The following is a 19996-nucleotide window of genomic DNA, read 5'->3' as shown; positions in this document are numbered from 1 at the left end:
GGTTGCCTCCGCGCCATCAACTTTCTCCATTTTGTTCCGTTAGCTGATCAATGCGCTTGGAAGAAAGAAAATTAAGCGTTCCTTTTTCGAGTGTAGAATACTCTCCTACAAAGAGTTTCTCATCAATGTCCGGCGCAGGCATTGCAGTTGCCAAAATCACCTGATGTTCAACTGCTGTACGATTGGACAAGTCAATTACCTGTCGCTGGAAATTGTAGCTTCTCTCTTGCTCCATCCCCTTATCCTCGGTGATATCTACCATCAAAAATCTGGGGTGGCGAAAACTTGAATGGATAAGTGCTGCGGCCAAAAAGCCAACCAAAAATGCTGTTTTAAGTACTACCCTCGAGCTAGCTGAGAAATACGTGTGATCATCTACTGTGATAGAGTTTTTTGCAAAGGAGAAGTCGACGCGCTGGGGATTCTCAAAGGAGTCCTGCCGCTTCAGATCCCCCTTCAACAATTCAATCACATTCTCTTCTATAGCCTTTCTAGCCTTGCGAAGTTGATCAGTCTGATTTCGTTTCAGGGACACAACACGGCTTGCGAGGGATTGGATTTCTTGATCCAACTCAGATTTTCGGGCCGACAAATCACCAATTTTATTTGCTAACCGAACCTGCCGTTCAATATCCTCAATTGATTTGTCGATGTAGCCTAACTTTCGATGCAACTCGCGAATTTTTTCGCGAACCTTTGAGGTTGGTAGAACACTCAATTCCGATAGTTCATTTGCTTTGAGCTTCCATGCATCCGTTAGTTCATTATATTTATGGATAAGACCTTGACGCCGTTCGTCTCGAATGATTTGAAGCCGCTCAGACTGCTTAATTTGAATGGAAAGCTCGTTTATCAAGCCGACAACTCGCTCGCGCGCCCGCTCTGCATCTACCGGCGTTTTGCATAGATGGCATGCGGCTATCTCATCATCACTCTCGAGAACGTCAGCATAACACGCGGGGCATGTACCAAACCGTATTGCGGGTACAAGCTCGGCAGCTAGGCCCGCATCTTTCAGTGCATCAAGACGTCTCTGAAGCGTCGCTATGAATGATTTGGAATCAGCCACTTCAAATTCGATTCCGTCTATGGCCGTACGCGCATCCTGCATCGACACCTGAAGCCGTTGAACTTCTTTATACAAGGCTTTTTGAGCTTCTATGGTAATTCTATCTGTCGATTTACTAGCGTAGAACTCTGCCTCAGATATGGAGATCGCGTTGAGGAGCTTCTCGCGTTCTTCAATAAAACTTTTTCGCTTTTGCTCGATCCATTGCACGCTTAAGCTTTCATCCCCCCCTACTACACGAATGATGCTTTTCAGTTCTGCCGATACATCCGAGAATTCTTTCTCTTTGCTTTTTTGTAATTGCTGTAACTCATAAATTTCCGCATCAAATGCACCACAGAGCAAATTACCAACAGCTTCTCGCAAGTTCTCAGGGTCATAACCCTCGTAACGGAACAAGCTATCAACCGGTGTAAGCTGGTCAGCGTAAAGAAGCCGCAGAATCTGGTGAATCGTGAGGTTGGAAGTACCCTCAACAGCAACATCGGGCATCTCAAGCAAGCGAAATATTGCTTGAGAGAAACTCTCCATGTTTTTAGACCGAGCGTAGGGATACTTTACCCAATTCTCGACCGGAGCAAGCAATGCTTGAGAATACCTTCCGCCGATTATCTCCATCGATGACATGGACGATACATCAATCGCCCGACGTAACACGGCGGGTTTCCCATTGAACTCTGCTTCGAGCCATACGTAATCACACATCAACGCATGCTCGCTCCAGTCAAGCTTATTTAAATCGCCACCCAACCCATAAAACACAAAGTTCAATATTGTAGACTTCCCGGATGAATTATCTCCCCGGATAATATTCACACCTTTATGAAATGTCTCATCATAGGCAATGTGACTGCCACGCTTAACAATGAGCCGATTAACTATCAAGCAAGGCTTAAACTGAGTCATAGCGGTACTCCAGCAGACCAGTTCTATCCTTCAAACCACCCCGACCAAGAAGCGGATATTTTTTTCGAATTTGGCATAGAATATCCACAATATCTGACATCTTGGTATTGAGTTCATCACACCGCTCGAGAAGTGAGCGCGGTATTTCAGCGCCCACATATAGCACTTCGTTGTTGTTCCAAGCTTCGTCGGACAGTGCGCCGAAATGAACCAAGCTCGATATAGCGGCTCTTTGAAAGGATTCCATACGTGAAAATATCGAGTTATCATCAGGCAGTTCGCCATATGGAGCGTAATCACAGTAATTCCGACTAATTTTCCGCCACGCTCTATCCTCAGATACGAATGACATATTTTGAAGCCGGAACGGAAACAACAAGTAAAAATCTAAAATTCGCAAGGTATCGAATGGAATTGCCGTAGAAAAATCACATGCGCGGTTCAACCGGAAGAATCTAAAGGCCGCATGGAAAGGGTCAAATGCCTCATTATATGTTAATTGAGTCATACGTTTACACTCAGTTTATGATGCCACCGGATGAAACATTGTTCTGCCAACCAGTATACCATGCCCTGAACGAGGTTATAATTAACCCCCAACATGTCGCCCCCGCACTCTTCAACGATTGGATGAACAATCCGCTCTAAAACCAATGCGTTAATTTCTGCCTCGGACTTCTCCGGTATTTGTGGATAAATTACTTGATTAAATTCAACCTCAGCCTTCGCAAGAATGTGAACAAAGATTTGCTGCGCGGATGAATACAAAGACCATCTCTGTAACAACTTGGCAAACATTTCCTTTTTTTCAATAGCGTCATCAAAACAGTCAGTTTTTCCCGCAGCCGCAAGCTTTGCTTCGAGGCCAGACACCCCGTCAGGAGATCTGCGAATATGATATCTTGCGAGCTCATCAATAGTGGATTGAGTTTGTTCATCAGCTTCATATTGTTGCTGCAAAGCCAGCAGCAGTTTCTCAATCAGTCCCTTGGAGGCTGAATTTATATTTGTGATCTTGTTTCCGGCAATGATATCGCCGTCTGCCTTGGCATTTTTTTGGTTAATATTATTCATCAAGAAAGCGATCTCACAAACTTCTAGCTTTTCTTATTGCCCGCAACAATATCACCGCCAGCCTGAGCTTTGGACTGGTCTACCATTCGGCCATTACCCTGAACTCGCATATTTTTGGTCAACTTCAATGTAATGAGCGCCCCGCCGATCCCACCGGAAAGAAGTCCGCCTAAAAAGCTCCAGAATTCAAATGAAGAAAACATGATTTCGCGCCCCACTCTTGCTAATACAGTGGAATACTGGATGTTTTTCATGAATTTCGCAACACATTACGATAAATTTTATTACCTGAGATTGAATTCGAACAACGCTTTTCGGAGAGGATGCAACGGAGAACCGGGAACGGGTTCTCCTTGCCGAGCCAATGCGCCAGCATTGAGTGAGTGAAAAGATGGTGTGGTACTACCACACACATCTTGCGGAAGCCCTTAAACCAACAAAACCCCAAAGCAGCCCTTGGGCTGACGGTGACGCAACAACATGCCACCTGCCCCAGCCCATGACACTATATTGCGCTAGACGACTTTACCCGACAACGCCCGACATACCCGCGTATGCAGGCCATTTTAGCCTGATTTTAACCATTTCCCCTTATGATTGTAGCAACGATTTGGGGGAGCATGAGCGACGAAAACAGCTACAATTCCGAGGAATCCATCAAGGAACGCGCTTTAGAGAGAAAGCGCGAGGATTTCGTTGACCTTCAAAACGAGTTGGCTGGCCGGGAAACAGGCAAAACATCCCGCTTCCTTTCCAAGGAAGAACGGGACCGCCGATCCGGTAAAACGGCTTCCAATCAGACCCGCATGTCGGCCCTCGATATCCTGTTGATGGACCCCGAATACCGCGCAGCCTATAACGGACTTATGAACCTTCTCGATGACGCGGAGCAAGATACCCAGCGATCAATTGATGACGCAGAAGTTCAACTGTCCAAAGCTAAAGATGACCTTGAGGATACCCAGAACCGGGCCAGCACTCTGCCGGACGGCACGCGGGTATACCAAGATAAAGACGGCAACGTGTTCTCTGAAGATGGAACACAGATACATTCACCCGAAACAGATAGCATTGTCTGGAAGGATGGTTCGCCGGGATATGAAGAATATCTGGCTCGCCGGAAATCCATCACAGACTGGCAGCAGTATCTTGATGATTTGCGCGTCTACCAGACTGACGTTCTCGGAAGCGCGAGGGACCGCATGAGCGACCCCGACAACCCGCCGTCACTCGATGACATAAAGAAAATCGAAAACGATATCGTTTCCAAGAAACCTGCCTCTATTCGAAGCGAACAGGAAGTCGTTCTCGAAGCGGATGGCGCACGGGGACCAGAAACCACACCTGTCATGGTTCCTGACCTATAAGTCTATTTATCGTGCCCGTATTTAAGTGGCCCGCATTTCTTCTGAATGGCGGCCAAGATTAGTCCCCTCGGGTGATAGTCAGGATACTTTCGCATCACATCGAGAATGTAATCTTCCGAGGCGGTTTCATCTGCATAATACCAATCATCAATGCATTGCCCCTGCGCCTTATCATTCTGTCCGGCGATCAGGCTCGCCATTCCCACATTGGCGCGAAAATAAAATGCCTGCGTTTCGCGTTTCCATGTCAGGAACTCGGAACTTTTAAAACTATCGGCTTTCGCCGGCTGCGTAACCGCAGCCGTGAAAGCGATCAGACCTACCATCAGCGCCGCCGAAAGGCGCTGTGGATACCTGCAACAATATTCGGAATAATGTTTGCGCCCCGGAATCCGGGCGGTATTCTATGTATCAGAGGGTTGGTTAAAGCGCATTTAAATCGCGCCCATCCGGCCAGAAACGGCGAAAATCCAGAGAGTGTGAAGCGATGAAACAGAATTCCGAATTCTGTTTCAAAAAGTTTTATACGAAAGGAAAAGCCGCATGGCCTCCCCCACTCCACCCTTCCGCCGTTTGTCGCTGTTCACCGATACCGGGGACCGCAAATACCTCAATCGCAGCGAACGCGCCCGCTTCCATTCGGCTCTGTCTGCCCTCAACGATCCAATAGACCGTTCCTTCTGTGAAATGCTCTATTGGACGGGTTGCCGCCCCAGCGAAGCGCTGGGCCTTACGGCCCAGCATATTGATCTCGATGAAAACATGGTGATCATTCGCAGCCTCAAAAAACGAGGCAGCCAGAAAGGTCGTCACTACCGCCCTATACCGCTGCCACAGGATTATGTTGAACGGCTGGATACGCTGCATGGTATCCGGCAACAGCAGCTTGAACCAGCCGAGAGAACACCGCTCTGGCCGTTCCGGCGCACCACGGCATGGCGGCGCATCAAAACGGTTATGGAAGCCGCAGGCATCAATGGCACCAAAGCATCTGGCCGAGGCCTACGCCATGCTTATGGCGTTCATGCTGCGCTCAGTGATGTGCCCGAAACCCGCATCAAGAAATGGCTCGGCCACGAGTCCCTTGATACCACGGCGATCTATCTAGACATGGCCGCCTCTGAAGATCGGATGCTGGCGGCAAGAATGTGGGAGGCAACACCATAATATCGCTCAATCATATTCTACAGCACCGCAGTCAACCAACGCTTCTACTATCTCATCATATCCGCCGTAGTTATATGATCTGGCGAGTTTCAATGCCGTGATTTTCTTGCCCTCCCGGTCAATCAAGACCTTATTCAGATCAACTTTCCTATTGATCAGCAGCCTAGCGGTATGCAGACAACCAAATTCCAAGGCAACCATAAGCACGGTTGCTCCAACACTATTTTGATGTCCAATGTCAGCGCCGAGGGCTATCAACCGAACCGCGTCGCTGTCTCTACCTTGGGCACATGTAATCATAAGTGCATTCATGCCATTGGAATCGATTTGGTTAATGTCGCCCCCTTGCACAAGAAGCTTCTCAATCAACCCTTGTTGATGCATGCACGCGGCATGAATCAGCGGAGGTATTTGGGCGAGCGTATCATTCGCCAGAAGCGAAATGAGTTTCGCTGGAATGATGCCGGGCGTTTTTACAATTGTGCCTTGTTTAAGCGCAAATCCATCTATGGCATAGAGCGATGCCACATTACGTGCTGGATCGGGTATGTTCTCACAAAGATCACCAACATTGATCTGAGCTATCACTTGATCTGAAACAACGGCAATCCTATGTCCTCCGCCCACTTGTCGGATCGCCTTGACAATCTCAACGAGACTTGCATTGACCGCCCAACGCATAGGCGAGCCGAGCGCAAACTTGGCTGGGGAGAGGAACGCCAGCAAGCTTTTCCAATATGATCTGCTCTGTTCGTATACTTGTTCCGCGTCCGTCTTTGCTTTCCTGTAAGAATCTATAGACTCGTATGCGCTAAGGTCTTCATCGGGCAATTTGTCATTTAGCAAGTTTTGGGCGAGGCGCTTGATGAACCCGATAAACTCAATCGGAGCAGTGTCCTTCTTTCCTGTCGCGCCTGCCGAGACAAGTGATTGTAAAACACCGTCAAATTCATGACGGTTTTTTTCTATTTCCTCCAACAGCAGCAGAAAGTGGGTCTCTCCCAGAATATCCGGCTGAAACGCGTCAAGGCGACTGTCGCCCGTGCTTGCGGTCACACTTCTGCATAAGGCTCGAAAGTTCTTGAAGTCCTTCCTAATATCCGCTGAATCTTTCCCTTCTACACCGTGCATCAGGTCTTTATAGGCCGCGCCGCCCAACATCGTCGCAGCCGCCACAAAGCAGGCCACCCACGCCCCTTTTGCCCATATGGCGTCAGGCCCATCCAAGAGCCAAGTCAATCGTGTCGCACCTCGCAAGTACAGCCGTATCAGTTCGCGCCTGTTCAGGGAGTGGTAGGACCTTCCCCGCAATATGGCCTCCCCAACCAGTGCGGCGAAAAGGGGCTGTCGTGCTGCCGGGTTGGCATTGAGATATGCTAGCCCCTCCTGAACGGCGGGATGATTTTTAATTTTGCCACTGACGGAGCAGATAATGGCGGTCAGTACCGTTTCATCATTTTTAGGTATCTGAAGCGCGAGCGGGGTCTCTCTAAAAAGGAATTCGTCCTCAATTGTAGCAAAGTCTTCGCTCCGTCTGCTCTCAAAACCCCACCTCGGGTCTTTGAGCAAATCTGCCATGCTACCCGGCGTCGAATGATCCAAAATTAGCAGCCGAACAGGGTGCCGAAATTGATATTCCATAGCCCTTGCCACGATGTCGGCGACGACTTGATCGTAACCATAGATATAATCAATCGAGATTAAGGTCGGACATTCCGGCACCCATGCTGACCATGTGATTTTCGTAGTCGAATTGATGTCAATCGCCTGCCATCCCTCTAGAACATCGCTGTTGGCCCAGTGAATTAGGAGGCGCGTCTTGCCCGCGCCTGACGGGCCAACTATTGCCCACAACTTGAAATTATGTCCGAGCCCTTCGCAAGTGCCAGCAAATGCGTTCAGCTCCGCGATTTCACAATCACGGCCCACAAAGGGAATGAAACTTTCATTTTTAGGGCTAAGCCAATTGGATGCAGATTGAACAGTGGCGTAACGCTTGGATTGGCGGCGACCATAAATATCTATATAGCGTTCTAGCTTCCAATCATTGCCCGTCAGATTACCGTTTTTTGTGTGAGTCAGGAAATAGTTGAGCCAATTGGTTTTCGCAGAACTAAGCTGGCTCTCAATTTCGAGACGACGTTGCTCGGACAACCCCTCCTGTTCGAGATTGCGAATATGTTCTCTGATGGCGGAAATAAAATCATTGCTCTTTCTTCTGTCAGCGACAGGATCATAGATTGTACTCAATTGATCAAATATGGTCGCGCCGTCGTCGTCGTATGTTTCCGCTTTTATGCGCCTGACACTTTCGACCAGAGCAGCCGTTTTCTGGGAGGATTGAGTTTTCCTGTTGGTCTTTCTCGAAGGAACCCTGCCCATTACAGCCTCCAATTTACAGCATGAGGCTTATTATGGGCATGCATATACTACCCGCAATAGTATATTACATAATATGAATTGGGTTAGACGGGAGAAGGGTCGTAATCTGGAACCCGCTGTCCAGCATGTACAACATTTATTATATCACCTGTATTTCGATCCCGTTCTATCACGGTTGTTCCGGCTTTAAGATACTCCCCATCAATCATGTATTCTTCCCGTACCACCACACCATTTGGGGCTGTCCATGTTTTGGCCGGACGGCCACTACGCCCAATCCTGCCCCTCGTTGCCCATATCCGCAGCACATCCTCTCCACTGGTGTCTATAATTGACGGCTCGTTATTGGGCCGTGAATCTAGCCCTCCTTTGAAGAACCACTCGAACCTGAAAGGCTCCAAATTGTGGAGGTGTTTGTACACCACGGCGGGTTCATCCAAACGATGCCGCACGTCGTTTTTTGTATGGGTTTCAATATAGCAGAGACCGACCACGTCATGAGGGCCCACTGCGATTGTAAGATTATACTCTCCCAAATAAAGGTCGTCGTTTTCCATGCCGGAATAGATATCATTTTCCAGATATATTATGCAATGTTATTACATATCTTATTGAGATAACTGACACATCTCGAACAATATATTTATGGGAAATACCTAATTCTTACCTCTTCTTACCTGCTCTCTTGCTTTTTCAACCTCCTGAGAACATGGGAACATTTGCATGTCGGTAGGTACTGAAGCCTATTGATCGGTCTCAGGGCCCTTTAGACCGTAACGCGGCACGCTGCTCGAATTCCCTCCGAGGAGATAAGAAATGACCCTATGTATTCGCTGCCTCTGCCTCGGCTATTGCCGCAAACGCGCTGCAAAGCTTGTAGTGGACGGAGAGCTGAACAATCCCGACTTCATTCGCGATCTGCGCAGCTACACGTCGTCGCTTGAGGTTTCCTGCGACCAGTGGCAGGACTATCTGGCTGACCTCTACCGGGATTATCCGGGACAAATTTTAGATCAACATGGCCGGGAAGTATTCCTTGATATGGAAGTCTTCGAAGTGCCCAATATCCGCTACTGGTTTCGTGACTGGTGCAATACGCCGTGCCCCACAAATATAGTGCCTCGCTTACGTGCCGAGGCTCGAACCCGGGTACAAGTGCTTGCTACGATCTTGCGGGCACATAATCCCGGTGCCGCTACAACATGGGGCGTTCGTGCCGCAAATGACAACGAGCCGGATTGAGGCGAAGCCGCCTCTATCCCCCCGGCAACGGGCAATAGCAACCTTACATTTGCTCCTGCATCAATAGACAAGGAGCATAGCCATGCAACCGCCACAACTATCCGGACCGAAAGGCTCGCCTAACTCAATCTTCATGAGTTCAGCCAAAGGGCTCGCAAACGTGCTGGCGTTTATCGCCGCATTTCTGGGAACGCCCGCCGTATACGACAACACCGTGGGCTGGGTCACATCCTTCACAGCCTATAACTACAATGCAGCTCTCAGTGATATGGTCGCTGTCATCTGGTTTGCCGTCGTGGCGCTGACCATTTTCTTTATCTCTCGCATGACCCTGTCTACGGCCATCGTTCTTGGCAGCCTCAGTGTCGCAGCAAAATTCCTGTAGCGCAGCTTATCCCCCCGTGAGGCATCCGCGCCGGAGTTATCCTGACCCCACAAACAACCTCAACAAAGGAGAGAAATCATGGCCTTTAAAAAAGTCGGCGGCGGTTCTTTTGGCGTCTACAAAAACGAGCCGGACCAGAACTGGGGAGGCATCATCTGCGGCCTGATCGTCGCAGGCGTCATCCTCTACGCCATCTTCAGCTAAACCAAAACATCTCAACTCTCGGGGCCGCAAGGCCCCTTTTTCTTTTGGAGGTATCAGATGGCAATACCATTCAATGAACACTACCGCTTCGGTTCCGCAGGATGGGCCAATCTGGATGACCTGAACTGTGCCGGGCTTCTTGGTGGCAAAGGTCTCCAACTTGGATACATGGGCGACTATCCTCTGCACTTGGATAGTGACGCGCCCATGATAACCTTTGGCGGAGCCGGATCAGGCAAGACACGGGACGAACTTGGATACGTGGTATGTACTTCCCCCGGCGTCCCGATGCTGGCACTTGATCCACGGGGCGAGTTATATGAAATTTCCCGCACCCAACACACCGCACATGGTGATTATGCCTTCCGCTGGGAGCCTGCCAGCCCAACCGGGCACTGCTGTAACCCCCTCGACTTTCTGACGCCAGACAGCCCAACCCTGCATGCGGATATACAGTTTTTCACAGAGGGGCTTATTCCTCTCACAGGCGGCAACTCCGCCTATTTCGAACTGAAAGCCAGAAGCTGGGCAGACTGTATCCTCAAAGGGGATGTGGAACTCCACGGCTATACCAGCCTCTCCCGCCTCTATTTGTTCGTGATGTCCAGCGCCAATCCTGACGGGTTGTGGGGCCAGTTGCTGACGCGCCTGCAACAGTCTCAGTTCATCGATGTAGCCCAAGCCGCAAGTGAGATGATCACGAAACAGGATGAAAGCCCCAAAGAATTCGGCTCGGTTATGGGCGAACTCAAAAACCATATCCAGTTTCTCTCTTCCCCCAATCTCAGGGCAGCGCTTGATGATAAACGTGATGCCGAGCCAGATGAAAACCGGGTCTATTTTTCCATCTCAGACCTTCTGCGTCTTTCGCCCCCATTCTGCAAAATACACCTCGTCGCCCCTGCCGAGTTTCTCGGTATCTGGGCACCCGCCCTGCGTATCTTTTTTATCGCAGCCATGATCCTGAAAGCTCGTGCACCAATGGCGCGGCGGATACTCCTTCTCGTGGATGAAGCCGGACAACTTGGCAAATTTGAAGCCTTGCTTCGCGCCTTCACCTATGGCCGGGGTGCGGGCGTCCGAACATGGGCGATTTTTCAGGATACGGGCCAGATCAAACGCAACTTTTCGACTGATGCGCTTCAGAGCTTCATCGGCAGCGCACAAGTGCGCCAGTTTTTCGGCGTGCGGGATTACGATACCGCCAAGTTTATTTCCGACATGCTTGGGCAGGAAACATTGCAATACAACAATGACCTCGCTCAGGACCAGGCTCGTCAGCAACGCATGAAGGTCTTCAGGTCCATCCTGAACGGGACCGACCCCTTTGAAGCCGCCAGTGACTACGCCCATTATCACCGTGCAGAATCGCACCGTTCCGTACAATCGCGGCGGCTGATGACCCCTGACGAAATCCTCAACATGCCTGAGGATCGGCAAATTCTTTTTGTTTCAGGCAAGAACCTGAAACCCATCTTCGGGCACAAATACCCCTACTACACCCGCCCGGAAATGGTGGGCCGCTATTTACCAAACCCCTATCACCCTCCCTTGGACAGAGTGCTGGTTGCAGGGCAGCGCAGCCTCCGTGTCATCACCGAACAGGTACCTGAGAAATTCGCCTTATACCCCCAGCATAGTGACGGCATCTGGTCATACTGCGAGGGCTACAGACCACATTAAGGAGAACAGATCATGTCTGACAAAACCCAACCCAAGCAACCAAGCCATCTGGCCTATCAGGTCAGTGAAGGCAAGGAAGGTCAGTCTTTCTTCAACCGGGTCGGGGCCGCTTTCCCGCACAAGGATGAGAAAGGCTATAACCTCAAACTCGACGCCATCCCGGTAGATGGCAATGTCACCATCCGCGAGAACACGCCCCGTGCAGAGCGAGACAATGAGGGTCACGAACGGTGAGCACGGCAAAGTCGTTCAACCGGGCGGGCAAACAGCCCGGCCCGGTTTCGATCCAGCAGGAGCTTGCCCGCCTGCGAGCATCACGGCCAAAACCCGCCCCGGAACGGCATCTGACACCGGGCGGATCGCTGGAGCAGCAAGTCAAGCGCGGCCTGAATACGCAGCGTGAGACCCGCATTCAGGAACTCACGATCCGCAGCCGCACACTCTCGGAGCAAACAAAAACAGGGTTTGCCCGTGCCAGAGATAAGGGCCGGGCGAAAGGCGCATTCGAGCGCTCCCGCTAGACACATACATGCGTGTGTCTAGGACTATCTTCTCCTTGAAAGGAATCATAAAGGTCCATAAAACAATGTTCCCTTTTTGTTCTTTTTAAGGAGAGGAGAAACCAAAGGACGGAAAACAGCCCAGATAACGAAAGGAAAATACGATGGCGCATGACAGCAACACCCCTCACGCACAGGACACCCGCACCTATCCGGCCATGCCTGCCATCGATTTTGACGCCTATCTGCCGTATCTCGAAGACGAGGATATCCCCGAGGAGCAGAAGCGGGAACTCATCGAAACCCTGTTCGGTATCCTGATGGGTTTTGCCGATATCGCCTTCGGCATCAGCTCGCCTCAAAACATCTGGGGAAAACTCGCGAAAATCGACTCTGACAGCCACTTTTCGCCGGATAAGGTGCTACAATTAGAGGATCAAAAAACAGCAGAAAAGTTCAAACACGCAGCGAAAGGAAATGCCCCATGAGATATACTGAACGCTGGTCTCCCGGTCCTACAAGTGACACTGGCACCACACAGAAGGCAGTCATCTATTGCCGCGTATCTTCCAAGGCACAGACCAAGCGCGGCGATGGCCTCGGCTCACAGGAAACCCGCGCCCGCGAATATGCCCGGATGAAGGGCTATGAGGTGGTCAAGGTGTTCACCGACGACCTGACGGGCCGCACCACCGCCCGCCCCGGCATGAAAGCCATGCTGTCTTTCCTTCGCAAACACCGCAAAGATAACTGCGCTGTGATCATTGATGATATCAGCCGCCTCGCCCGCAATGTGCAGGCCCACTGGGACTTGCGCCGCACCATTCTGGAAGCTGGCGGGCAACTTCAATCGCCCTCCATTGAGTTCCGGCAGGACGCCGACAGCCGCATGGTGGAGAATGTGCTGGCAGGTGCAGCACAGCACCAGAGCGAGAAGAACGCCGAGCAAACCCTGAACCGCATGCGGGCAAGGCTCATGAACGGCTATTGGGTCTTTGCCAAGCCCATCGGCTACCGCTACGAAAAGTCCAAAGGACAAGGCAATGTGCTGGTGCGGGATGAACCTCTCGCCTCCATCCTCGAAGAAGCCCTTCACGGGTTTGCCACTGGTCGCTTCGAGACAAAAGCCGAAGTGGCTCGCTTCCTTGAAACCTTCCCGGAATATCCCAAAGACAGAAACAGCACAGTTCATTACCAGCGGGTGCATGACATTCTTACCCGGCCCATCTATGCAGGCTATATCGAGCACAAGCCATGGAACATTCCCTTCATGAAGGGAAAGCACCATGACGAACACCGCCTGATTGACCTGCGCGACTATGAGAGAATACAGGACCGCCTGAATGGCGGTGCAAAAGTACCTGCTCGCGCCAATATCAATGCAGACTTCCCGTTGCGGGGCTTTATCCTCTGCGGTGACTGCAACAATCCCCTCACCGCCTGCTGGTCTAAAAGCAAGACGGGAACAAAGCATCCCTATTACCTCTGCCATCACAAGGGCTGTGCAAGCTACCGCAAGTCGATCCGTCGTGATCTCATTGAGAATGAGTTCACTGATATCCTTGCGTCCCTCAAGCCTTCCAGCAAACTTCTGGAGCTTTCAAAAGCCATGTGGAAACAGATTTGGGACTTCCGTTTGGGAAGTGCTGCATCCGTCGCGCAGGCTGCCAAGCGGGAGGTGCAGGCTGTGCAAAAGCAGATAGACACCCTTCTGGACAGACTCGTTGACGCATCAACACCGAGCGTCATTGCAGCCTATGAAAACCGCATCGACAAACTGGAACGGGAAAAGCTGATTTTGGAGGAAAGAGCCGAAAAATCGCACAAACCGCAAAGAGGCTTTGACGAAATGTTCGAACTCGCCATGCAGTTCCTCTCAAACCCTTGCAGGATATGGGAAAACGGTAATCTGCCTGAGAAGCATATGGTGCTAAAAATGGCGTTTCTGGAGAGGATTGCGTATCAGCGGAATGAGGGGTTTCGAACCCCGGAAACCACCTTACCTTTCAAGGTGTTAGGGGGTTCTGATACTGCAAATTTTAAAATGGCGCACCCGAGAGGATTCGAACCTCTGGCCTCTGCCTTCGGAGGAGTGGTTCCTATTTGAGAATTAGAGAAACGCTATATAAATCGCTCAAAACAATAGAACAAAAAATGAACATCTTGCAATGAGAGCGTGTTTTTACGCCGGATTTCTGCCTACTGCCAATAGCAGCTTATTCAATTAAATATTGAACTATGCATGCGTAAATAGTTCTATATATTCATTATTGAATTCATATTTTTCACTTATTCGAGGCAATTTTCTAGTGAAAAAGCCACTGAAATCTCCAGTCCTTTTTTCAAGTATTTGGCCAATTTCTAGTAAATCTCTTACTTATGAGATCCTATCAAAAATGCCCGAGCGTGAATTGTGGCAGCTTAAGAGAGCAATATATAAACGAGAATTTGCACGCTCCGGTTCTCATGCCTTTGCAAAGCGCAAAATTCGAGAACTAAGGCTAAAACTACACCCTTATTCAGCGCCTAAAAAGATGCCACTAGTCGTAAAAGCTAGCCGATACAAAGAGTGTCATATTTTAGATTCGTTAGTGCCAAAGCGGGAGAGATTGTGGACGACTCCGATTAAAAGAGTGAAAAGTGGCACACACGAGATTTCGAACTTTTCCCTTATTGATAATCCGGAAGAGACATTTGGGAATCTGAAAAAAATTGCTCAGGCAGAATGCGCAGAGTTAGAGGCCACACTCAACTTTCAAGATGAAAAAGTTATTGATATCGGCGCTTTCTTAGTTTTGCGAGTAATGCATGAAAGAATGCTTCCTTTCATTCGTGGCGGAAAAATGAATGAGAGCGTGAAAAAGGTAATTGAAGCAGTTGGCTTGAGAGAAGGCATGCGCATTGTCAGGTTCACCAATACCGATATGAGCGACGTCTTCCCCTTCCCGCTACATCAGCGACTTCCGCCAGAAAAGGGGCATTTTCGAAATATTGCTCTGGAGCCTTCTACTCGAGAGAAGGCATCTGATAATCTAGTAAATACAATCAACAAATGGCTGAGCAATCTCGATGAGCCTGAACAACTAACCAAGGAAGGATGTGGTTTTGTTACGGGCCTGCTGGGAGAAGTGCTTAATAATGCCGAACGCCACAGTAATCTCGACTATAGAATGAATGGAAACTGGTATACTGCTGGGTTTATGGCAAAACGACGTATTGATCCAAATGGCCCTAAAAGCGACACAAATGCAAAGTATGTTTGTCACCTTGCGTTCCTCAGTGTAGGGAAAACGATCTCGGAAACGATACAAACTGCTGACGAAAATATCGTCGAAGCAATGGCTGGTTACGTGAACCTTCACAGGAACAAGCATCTAAGTGAAGAAAGCCTTAGGACAGTCTACGCTTTGCAAGATGGTATATCTCGAACTTCACAAAGTGACGATTCATCCATCAATGGTGTAGGAATGCTTGATATTGTTGATTTGGTAAACGAATTGTCAAACGATGGTGAAAACGGTAATGCCGCTTTAACTATTGTTTCAGGAAAGACTTGTATTATCTTAAAAGACAAGTATAGGAGCTTTGACTGGGGCGATGACAACAAACGTCGGCAGTTCTTAAATGAACAGAACGATATTAATCAGCCGCCTGATCCAGATTGTATAGTGGAGCTAAAACAGAAGTTTCCTGGTGTGGTGATAAGCGTGCGCTTTGAATTGGAGCAAACAAAAAATGTTGCCTAATCACGTTACAATCGATCTAAAGGATTGTACTGCTGAAGGTACAATCTTGAACCTTTCCGGCAAGGAAAAGGGTGAAGACGCGCGAAACTTGTTCCACATTGATGAACTGGATAAAAGCGAACAGGACGTGACCGTAGTCATACCTAACAGCTTGCATGGTATTTCTAGCTCCTTTTTCCTAGGCCTATTTTCAAAGAGCGTCCGAAAATATGGCTCCATCGACAACTTTTTTCAAAAGTATAAGTTCGATGCACCTCCAACACTTTTGCGGCAAATAGAAAGCGGCGTCCGGCATTCATTGATGGACAAGAAACCTTTTAGTGTGAACTAGAAAGGTCGCAAAGTCTGTGCAAGGTAAAGTCGCTGAAACAATTGCTCCTCAACAGCCCGCAGATTTGGCAATCGCTGGAAACCCCATGAGCGAAGGGATTCCCATTCACTCATGGATATTTATCATTGTATCCATTGTGAATTTTGCCTTAGCGCTTGGGAACTTGTTATATACTAGGAAAGTGAAGAGTGAAGGCCTGAAACGGCAATCAAATCTGAATGCTTTTGATGCCGACATTTCTACGCCTATTATGACTGCCTTGAACAATGTCGAAGAGTCTACGCAGAACCTATCATGCTTGCGGTTGAAAAGTGATCTTGACGACGCGAAGAGTGACCTAAGCGAGATAAACAAAGCCTTTTCTGAAAAGAAAACAATACTGGAAGATACGATCGAGCGAGTAAGAGGAAATTATGATATTTTCTGCAATGACGGTTTCCAAGACTTGCTTGATATGTCTGATCGTTGTCTATCCATAATAAATGATATTCATTCCTCAAATAGTATCGATACATTCACCGCCAATATTCGCAGGTTTAAGAGCGAAGCAAATTCCTATTGCAACAGGATCAGAACAGAGATTCAAACGTTCCAAGCCCAGATAATTAATCAGCCCTCTAAAGCCTTTACCGCATCTTCCAAGTAAGCAGGGCTATGATGTCCATAAACCTGTTCGATCATCTTCTCACTATCGCCTAACATCCGGGCGACTTTAGCCGTTGGAACGCCAGCTTGGACAAGCCAAGTCGCGCACGTGCGGCGTAGATCGTGAATCGTACAGTGATCGATCCCGCTTCGCTTTAGCGTTTTGCCCCATGAGGTTTTCACGTCTTTGCAAGGCTGGCCATTGAACTCGATCACGTGATCCGTGACCGCCAGCTCGCGGGCTTCTGCAAGCATTTCCTGCAATACCTTCGTGGTCGGTACTATCGCCCGGCGCTTGTTGCTATCGGGCCGGCCCGGCAGGTTGAAGTTTATGAGCTTCAGATCATCACTCACACGGTCCCACGTCAGGTCCAGAATGGCTCCTTTGCGCGCGCCGGTGTAGACGGCCAGCATTAGAAACAGCTTCATGTGGCGGCTGGTAGTGGCATCCATAAGCGCGGACACTTCCTCACGGGTCAGCCACCGGCTTTTGGGGCGCGGGCGCGGCGGCACCTCGATATGCGGGGCTTTGTCGATCACAGTTTCACGCACGGCGAGCGCGAGCGCTGCCCGAAGGGTTTTCAATTGCTTGATGATCGTGCCGTCCGAAAGGCCATCTTTGCGCCGATCGGCAATATACCGGCGCACGACATCCTTTGTGATGAAACGAGGCTGATAGTGGCCTAGTTCTTCGCGGGTTTTTTTGGTGTGATATTCGAGGGTATCATATGAAGCAACCCGCCCTTTCCTGTCGTCCAGATACCGGTCCAGTATCAAGGAAATGACGATCTGGTGTTCGGAAGGGCGGGCTTGATTGGCTTCAAATTGAGCAAGCCGTTCTTTGGCTAGCCGTGCCTCTCTAGTGCGTGTTGAAAGCTCTCGGCTCCGTCCGTTTTCCGGGTCCGCGTAGTGGATATACCACCTTCCATTGCTGTGTTTAACGAGCTTTGCCATTGTGTGTTTAGGTACTCTTCAATCAATTTTTTGGGGAAGCGGATGGAGGAACCGATCTTAATATGGGGCATCTTCCCTTCCCTCACCTGATTGTAGATATGGACAGTCGAACACCCGAGTTCGTCTGCGAGTGATTTAACCGTGTGATGCTTTGCGGGTTGGGCCATAGGCTTTTCCTCCATAATCTTAATGTGGAGGCGATAATATAATCTTATATAGACTATATTCAACAAAAATCAGAAATAATAAAATCTGAATAAGTCTTAATTTGCCTAGCACTCGCCCAAAAAATGCACAACCCGGCCTATTATGCGGGTGTTTTGATCGGGGAAAATTGTGTCGTACTCGTCCGCAAAGCTCTGAGGCTCGAACCGAATCGGGTTGGCGCGATACTGCTTTACTGAGGTTCCGTCACCATTGGAGATTACATAGTACTTCCGGTCATGAAGGTCGGTGTCCGTATAATCAACAATCAGGGTGGTGCCTTCTTTAAACACCCGATCCATTGAATTTCCCTGCACCCGCAAGCCGAATATCTTGTTGTGTTTGTAATCAAACAAAATCGTCTCCATTCCCTCACCCTTTGGGTATGGGTTGGCGCTAGAGACATATCCACCAGCCTGTACATAATCGATAACAGGAATTTCGCGTATTGAGGTCCGCAGAGTTTCAAAGCCTGCGCCATCGCTCAATAGCGCCCCCTGGGGAACACCGAGAACGGGCGCGAGGCGCTCTAACCACACGTCAGACAAACGAACAGAGCCACTCTCAAGCTTATATATCTGCCCCTGAGTGGTGCCGATGGCGTCTGCCAGTTCAGTTTGCGAAAGTCCTTTTCGCTCTCGAATTTCTTTCAATCGGTTTTCCATGAACACAATAGTCACCTGTTTCGGGCTATAAAAAACCCGCCTATTTGTATTTTTTGTTTGAAATAATCTGATATAGATTTATGCTTCCTCCATTCCTCGCTGTTAATCGAGGGGCCGAGCGTGAAGCTGTGAGAGGTGGGGCGCTCGGCTCTGAGGAATAGGAAACAGGCTGCAAGATAGGACCGATGCCTTGAACTCTCCCTTAGCATTAGATTCATCTGTGATTCATGTTTTTGCATCCGCGCCTATCACTATGCCTGTCGCGGAGCAAATGGCCGGGCGCTCTCACATTACGCCCGGCCATCTTCTTTTCAGCAACCAACCGATGGCCTTTGCTCATGAATATTGACCCCATCTTAGCGCTCGATCTGCGGCCCACCATCAAGCATGTGATGACGGTGCTGACCTTCCGGGCCTATGAGGACTGTTTTGAGGCGCATATGGACTATGCGCGGCTTGTGACAGAAACCGGGCTATCCCGCCGTGCGGTTAAAACCGCCATTCAGGAACTGAAAGAGCTGGGCCTGATAGAGGCCAAAAGCAAGTGGGGGCGCGGCAACTATAATATTTACATTATCAACATGGAAAAGGTGCGGGAGATGCACCCTTTAGCTGAAAAAAAAGGTGCATCTGCTGCACCCTTACCCGATGAAAAAGGTGCAAATGGCGCACCTTTTACCGAAAAAAATTTATCCGGGGAAAAAGGTGCAAATAACGTCGAAAAGGGTGCAAATTTTGCGCTAAAAGGTGCAAATAACGTCAAAAAAGGTGCATCTGCTGCACCCATAAAACTTAAAAATAAAAAAAATAAAACACGCGCACACGTGCGCGAGGGGAAATTGCCGCCGCGCACCGGCCCTGTCGGGCCTGCGGCGAAGGAAGGGAAAAGGGTACCCGCTGTTAACCGCACCGGTGGTGCGGGCGGGGTGATGCCGCAATTCGACAAAACCACAAACGACCGAGCGCGAGACATGTGGAGCCATTGTCTTCAGGGGAAGACATCGGATTTTCGCATCCCCGAAAGCGCCCTTTTAGGCCCGATTGAGGATGGCAAAGCCTACATTTTCAACCTCAACGGCTTTCAGCGGGACCAGATCAACCAAATCCATGAGAGGTTCATCCTTGCCGACCGGCTTTCCAAGCTCAATGGCAGTAAGGTAGAGTTGGCGTTGATAACCGGGCGGCCGCAGGCGTGAGGGCGCAGAATAGGCATAGCCTGAGCCTCGCACCACCTCGAGGCCCCCAACCGTCTCTCTAAAGACAATCTCCGTAAACACTACAAGACGTGATTAGAGCGACATATACGCCAAATAGGACAATGCTCAATAAGGCCGCTGCCAGCGTTGCTAGTTTTACGACCCAATTATCAAACCTTATTTCTGAAAAGCTATAGGCGAGCACACCTATCGCGATCAGATACGGGAAGGACTCAACGGGCATGAGCAAGCCGAGCTGCGGCATTTCCCGAACGG

22 protein-coding genes are annotated in these 19996 nt (G+C 49.5%); 13 read left to right on the top strand and 9 right to left on the bottom strand.

The window, feature by feature from the left end; genetic code table 11:
• Positions 1-16: 16 nt before the first annotated feature.
• From ACN0VM_RS04025 to ACN0VM_RS04010, 4 genes are read right to left on the bottom strand one after another with little or no spacing between them, the layout of a single operon-like run.
• The gene (locus ACN0VM_RS04025; RefSeq protein WP_417449556.1) at positions 17-1975 is read right to left on the bottom strand and encodes an AAA family ATPase; all 1959 of its coding nucleotides are present in this window, start codon (positions 1973-1975) and stop codon (positions 17-19) included.
• On the bottom strand, positions 1962-2483 hold the full coding sequence (locus ACN0VM_RS04020; protein ID WP_417449555.1) for an ABC-three component system middle component 5: 522 nt from the start codon (positions 2481-2483) through the stop codon (positions 1962-1964). The genes ACN0VM_RS04025 and ACN0VM_RS04020 overlap by 14 nt, the downstream gene beginning before the upstream one ends.
• Complete coding sequence (locus ACN0VM_RS04015) at positions 2480-3049, bottom strand: ABC-three component system protein (RefSeq protein ID WP_417449581.1); 570 nt, start codon at positions 3047-3049, stop codon at positions 2480-2482. Before ACN0VM_RS04015 ends, ACN0VM_RS04020 begins: the two co-directional genes overlap by 4 nt.
• Positions 3050-3072: 23 nt before the next feature.
• Entirely contained in the window at positions 3073-3303 is a 231-nt protein-coding gene (locus ACN0VM_RS04010; protein ID WP_417449554.1) for a hypothetical protein, read from the bottom strand.
• 366 nt (positions 3304-3669) lie between these two features.
• Between ACN0VM_RS04010 and ACN0VM_RS04005 the strand changes: the two genes are divergently transcribed.
• Positions 3670-4416: a hypothetical protein gene (locus ACN0VM_RS04005; protein ID WP_417449553.1), complete on the top strand. Its 747-nt coding sequence runs from the start codon at positions 3670-3672 to the stop codon at positions 4414-4416.
• Positions 4417-4418: 2 nt separating this feature from the next.
• On the opposite strand, the gene ACN0VM_RS04000 is transcribed toward ACN0VM_RS04005, so the two are convergent.
• Complete coding sequence (locus ACN0VM_RS04000) at positions 4419-4742, bottom strand: hypothetical protein (RefSeq protein WP_417449552.1); 324 nt, start codon at positions 4740-4742, stop codon at positions 4419-4421.
• Between the two features lie 217 nt (positions 4743-4959).
• Between ACN0VM_RS04000 and ACN0VM_RS03995 the strand changes: the two genes are divergently transcribed.
• Positions 4960-5583 carry a tyrosine-type recombinase/integrase gene (locus ACN0VM_RS03995; RefSeq protein ID WP_417449551.1) on the top strand — a complete coding sequence of 208 codons (624 nt, stop codon included), beginning with the start codon at positions 4960-4962 and terminating at the stop codon, positions 5581-5583.
• Positions 5584-5589: 6 nt separating this feature from the next.
• Here ACN0VM_RS03995 and ACN0VM_RS03990 read toward each other — a convergent pair whose 3' ends face one another.
• Positions 5590-7965, bottom strand: a complete 2376-nt coding sequence (locus tag ACN0VM_RS03990) for an ankyrin repeat domain-containing protein (protein WP_417449550.1) — start codon at positions 7963-7965, stop codon at positions 5590-5592.
• An 816-nt stretch (positions 7966-8781) separates the two neighbouring features.
• Between ACN0VM_RS03990 and ACN0VM_RS03985 the strand changes: the two genes are divergently transcribed.
• The 10 genes from ACN0VM_RS03985 to ACN0VM_RS03940 all read left to right on the top strand — a co-directional run bounded on the left by ACN0VM_RS03985 (position 8782) and on the right by ACN0VM_RS03940 (position 16702).
• Entirely contained in the window at positions 8782-9207 is a 426-nt protein-coding gene (locus ACN0VM_RS03985) for a hypothetical protein (RefSeq protein ID WP_417449549.1), read from the top strand.
• Positions 9208-9289: 82 nt separating this feature from the next.
• Positions 9290-9592: a hypothetical protein gene (locus ACN0VM_RS03980; RefSeq protein WP_417449548.1), complete on the top strand. Its 303-nt coding sequence runs from the start codon at positions 9290-9292 to the stop codon at positions 9590-9592.
• 78 nt (positions 9593-9670) lie between these two features.
• Positions 9671-9796: a hypothetical protein gene (locus ACN0VM_RS03975; RefSeq protein ID WP_417449547.1), complete on the top strand. Its 126-nt coding sequence runs from the start codon at positions 9671-9673 to the stop codon at positions 9794-9796.
• A gap of 57 nt (positions 9797-9853) precedes the next feature.
• Positions 9854-11479 (top strand): type IV secretory system conjugative DNA transfer family protein, encoded by a 1626-nt coding sequence (locus ACN0VM_RS03970; protein ID WP_417449546.1) that lies wholly within the window; start codon positions 9854-9856, stop codon positions 11477-11479.
• Positions 11480-11491: 12 nt separating this feature from the next.
• Positions 11492-11713: a hypothetical protein gene (locus ACN0VM_RS03965; protein WP_417449545.1), complete on the top strand. Its 222-nt coding sequence runs from the start codon at positions 11492-11494 to the stop codon at positions 11711-11713.
• Positions 11710-12000 (top strand): hypothetical protein, encoded by a 291-nt coding sequence (locus ACN0VM_RS03960; RefSeq protein WP_417449544.1) that lies wholly within the window; start codon positions 11710-11712, stop codon positions 11998-12000. Before ACN0VM_RS03965 ends, ACN0VM_RS03960 begins: the two co-directional genes overlap by 4 nt.
• Before the next feature lie 143 nt (positions 12001-12143).
• On the top strand, positions 12144-12467 hold the full coding sequence (locus ACN0VM_RS03955; RefSeq protein WP_417449543.1) for a hypothetical protein: 324 nt from the start codon (positions 12144-12146) through the stop codon (positions 12465-12467).
• The gene (locus ACN0VM_RS03950) at positions 12464-14086 is read left to right on the top strand and encodes a recombinase family protein (protein ID WP_417449542.1); all 1623 of its coding nucleotides are present in this window, start codon (positions 12464-12466) and stop codon (positions 14084-14086) included. The genes ACN0VM_RS03955 and ACN0VM_RS03950 overlap by 4 nt, the downstream gene beginning before the upstream one ends.
• 202 nt (positions 14087-14288) lie before the next feature.
• On the top strand, positions 14289-15725 hold the full coding sequence (locus tag ACN0VM_RS03945) for a hypothetical protein (protein WP_417449541.1): 1437 nt from the start codon (positions 14289-14291) through the stop codon (positions 15723-15725).
• Between the two features lie 347 nt (positions 15726-16072).
• The gene (locus ACN0VM_RS03940) at positions 16073-16702 is read left to right on the top strand and encodes a hypothetical protein (RefSeq protein ID WP_417449540.1); all 630 of its coding nucleotides are present in this window, start codon (positions 16073-16075) and stop codon (positions 16700-16702) included.
• Here ACN0VM_RS03940 and ACN0VM_RS03935 read toward each other — a convergent pair.
• From ACN0VM_RS03935 to ACN0VM_RS03925, 3 genes are all read right to left on the bottom strand, one after another.
• Positions 16666-17655, bottom strand: coding sequence for a tyrosine-type recombinase/integrase (locus ACN0VM_RS03935; protein WP_417449539.1), 990 nt, complete (start codon positions 17653-17655; stop codon positions 16666-16668). The two genes, ACN0VM_RS03940 and ACN0VM_RS03935, sit on opposite strands and share 37 nt — an antisense overlap.
• Positions 17547-17822 carry a helix-turn-helix domain-containing protein gene (locus tag ACN0VM_RS03930; protein WP_417449538.1) on the bottom strand — a complete coding sequence of 92 codons (276 nt, stop codon included), beginning with the start codon at positions 17820-17822 and terminating at the stop codon, positions 17547-17549. Before ACN0VM_RS03930 ends, ACN0VM_RS03935 begins: the two co-directional genes overlap by 109 nt.
• 105 nt (positions 17823-17927) lie before the next feature.
• A complete protein-coding gene (locus ACN0VM_RS03925) occupies positions 17928-18524 on the bottom strand; it encodes an XRE family transcriptional regulator (protein WP_417449580.1) in 597 nt (198 codons plus the stop codon).
• A 338-nt stretch (positions 18525-18862) separates the two neighbouring features.
• Here ACN0VM_RS03925 and ACN0VM_RS03920 point away from each other — a divergent pair, with 338 nt between their 5' ends.
• A complete protein-coding gene (locus tag ACN0VM_RS03920) occupies positions 18863-19720 on the top strand; it encodes a hypothetical protein (protein ID WP_417449537.1) in 858 nt (285 codons plus the stop codon).
• Positions 19721-19996 lie beyond the last annotated feature (276 nt).

Origin of the sequence: Kordiimonas sp., assembly GCF_048260245.1 — a bacterium.
In the GTDB taxonomy this organism is placed as follows: domain Bacteria; phylum Pseudomonadota; class Alphaproteobacteria; order Sphingomonadales; family Kordiimonadaceae; genus Kordiimonas.
This window is presented reverse-complemented; position numbering and strand designations above follow the sequence as displayed.

Excerpts from the sequence above, each read along its gene's own strand:
- ACN0VM_RS03925 (WP_417449580.1), bottom strand. The coding sequence starts at position 18,524 with ATGGAAAACCGATTGAAAGAAATTCGAGAGCGAAAAGGACTTTCGCAA.
- ACN0VM_RS03935 (WP_417449539.1), bottom strand. The coding sequence starts at position 17,655 with ATGGCAAAGCTCGTTAAACACAGCAATGGAAGGTGGTATATCCACTAC.
- ACN0VM_RS03970 (WP_417449546.1), top strand. The coding sequence starts at position 9,854 with ATGGCAATACCATTCAATGAACACTACCGCTTCGGTTCCGCAGGATGG.
- ACN0VM_RS03955 (WP_417449543.1), top strand. The coding sequence starts at position 12,144 with ATGGCGCATGACAGCAACACCCCTCACGCACAGGACACCCGCACCTAT.
- ACN0VM_RS03965 (WP_417449545.1), top strand. The coding sequence starts at position 11,492 with ATGTCTGACAAAACCCAACCCAAGCAACCAAGCCATCTGGCCTATCAG.
- ACN0VM_RS03950 (WP_417449542.1), top strand. The coding sequence starts at position 12,464 with ATGAGATATACTGAACGCTGGTCTCCCGGTCCTACAAGTGACACTGGC.
- ACN0VM_RS04010 (WP_417449554.1), bottom strand. The coding sequence starts at position 3,303 with ATGAAAAACATCCAGTATTCCACTGTATTAGCAAGAGTGGGGCGCGAA.
- ACN0VM_RS04005 (WP_417449553.1), top strand. The coding sequence starts at position 3,670 with ATGAGCGACGAAAACAGCTACAATTCCGAGGAATCCATCAAGGAACGC.
- ACN0VM_RS03995 (WP_417449551.1), top strand. The coding sequence starts at position 4,960 with ATGGCCTCCCCCACTCCACCCTTCCGCCGTTTGTCGCTGTTCACCGAT.
- ACN0VM_RS04000 (WP_417449552.1), bottom strand. The coding sequence starts at position 4,742 with ATGGTAGGTCTGATCGCTTTCACGGCTGCGGTTACGCAGCCGGCGAAA.
- ACN0VM_RS03975 (WP_417449547.1), top strand. The coding sequence starts at position 9,671 with ATGGCCTTTAAAAAAGTCGGCGGCGGTTCTTTTGGCGTCTACAAAAAC.
- ACN0VM_RS03930 (WP_417449538.1), bottom strand. The coding sequence starts at position 17,822 with ATGGCCCAACCCGCAAAGCATCACACGGTTAAATCACTCGCAGACGAA.
- ACN0VM_RS04015 (WP_417449581.1), bottom strand. The coding sequence starts at position 3,049 with ATGAATAATATTAACCAAAAAAATGCCAAGGCAGACGGCGATATCATT.
- ACN0VM_RS03990 (WP_417449550.1), bottom strand. The coding sequence starts at position 7,965 with ATGGGCAGGGTTCCTTCGAGAAAGACCAACAGGAAAACTCAATCCTCC.
- ACN0VM_RS04025 (WP_417449556.1), bottom strand. The coding sequence starts at position 1,975 with ATGACTCAGTTTAAGCCTTGCTTGATAGTTAATCGGCTCATTGTTAAG.
- ACN0VM_RS03920 (WP_417449537.1), top strand. The coding sequence starts at position 18,863 with ATGAATATTGACCCCATCTTAGCGCTCGATCTGCGGCCCACCATCAAG.
- ACN0VM_RS03985 (WP_417449549.1), top strand. The coding sequence starts at position 8,782 with ATGACCCTATGTATTCGCTGCCTCTGCCTCGGCTATTGCCGCAAACGC.
- ACN0VM_RS04020 (WP_417449555.1), bottom strand. The coding sequence starts at position 2,483 with ATGACTCAATTAACATATAATGAGGCATTTGACCCTTTCCATGCGGCC.
- ACN0VM_RS03980 (WP_417449548.1), top strand. The coding sequence starts at position 9,290 with ATGCAACCGCCACAACTATCCGGACCGAAAGGCTCGCCTAACTCAATC.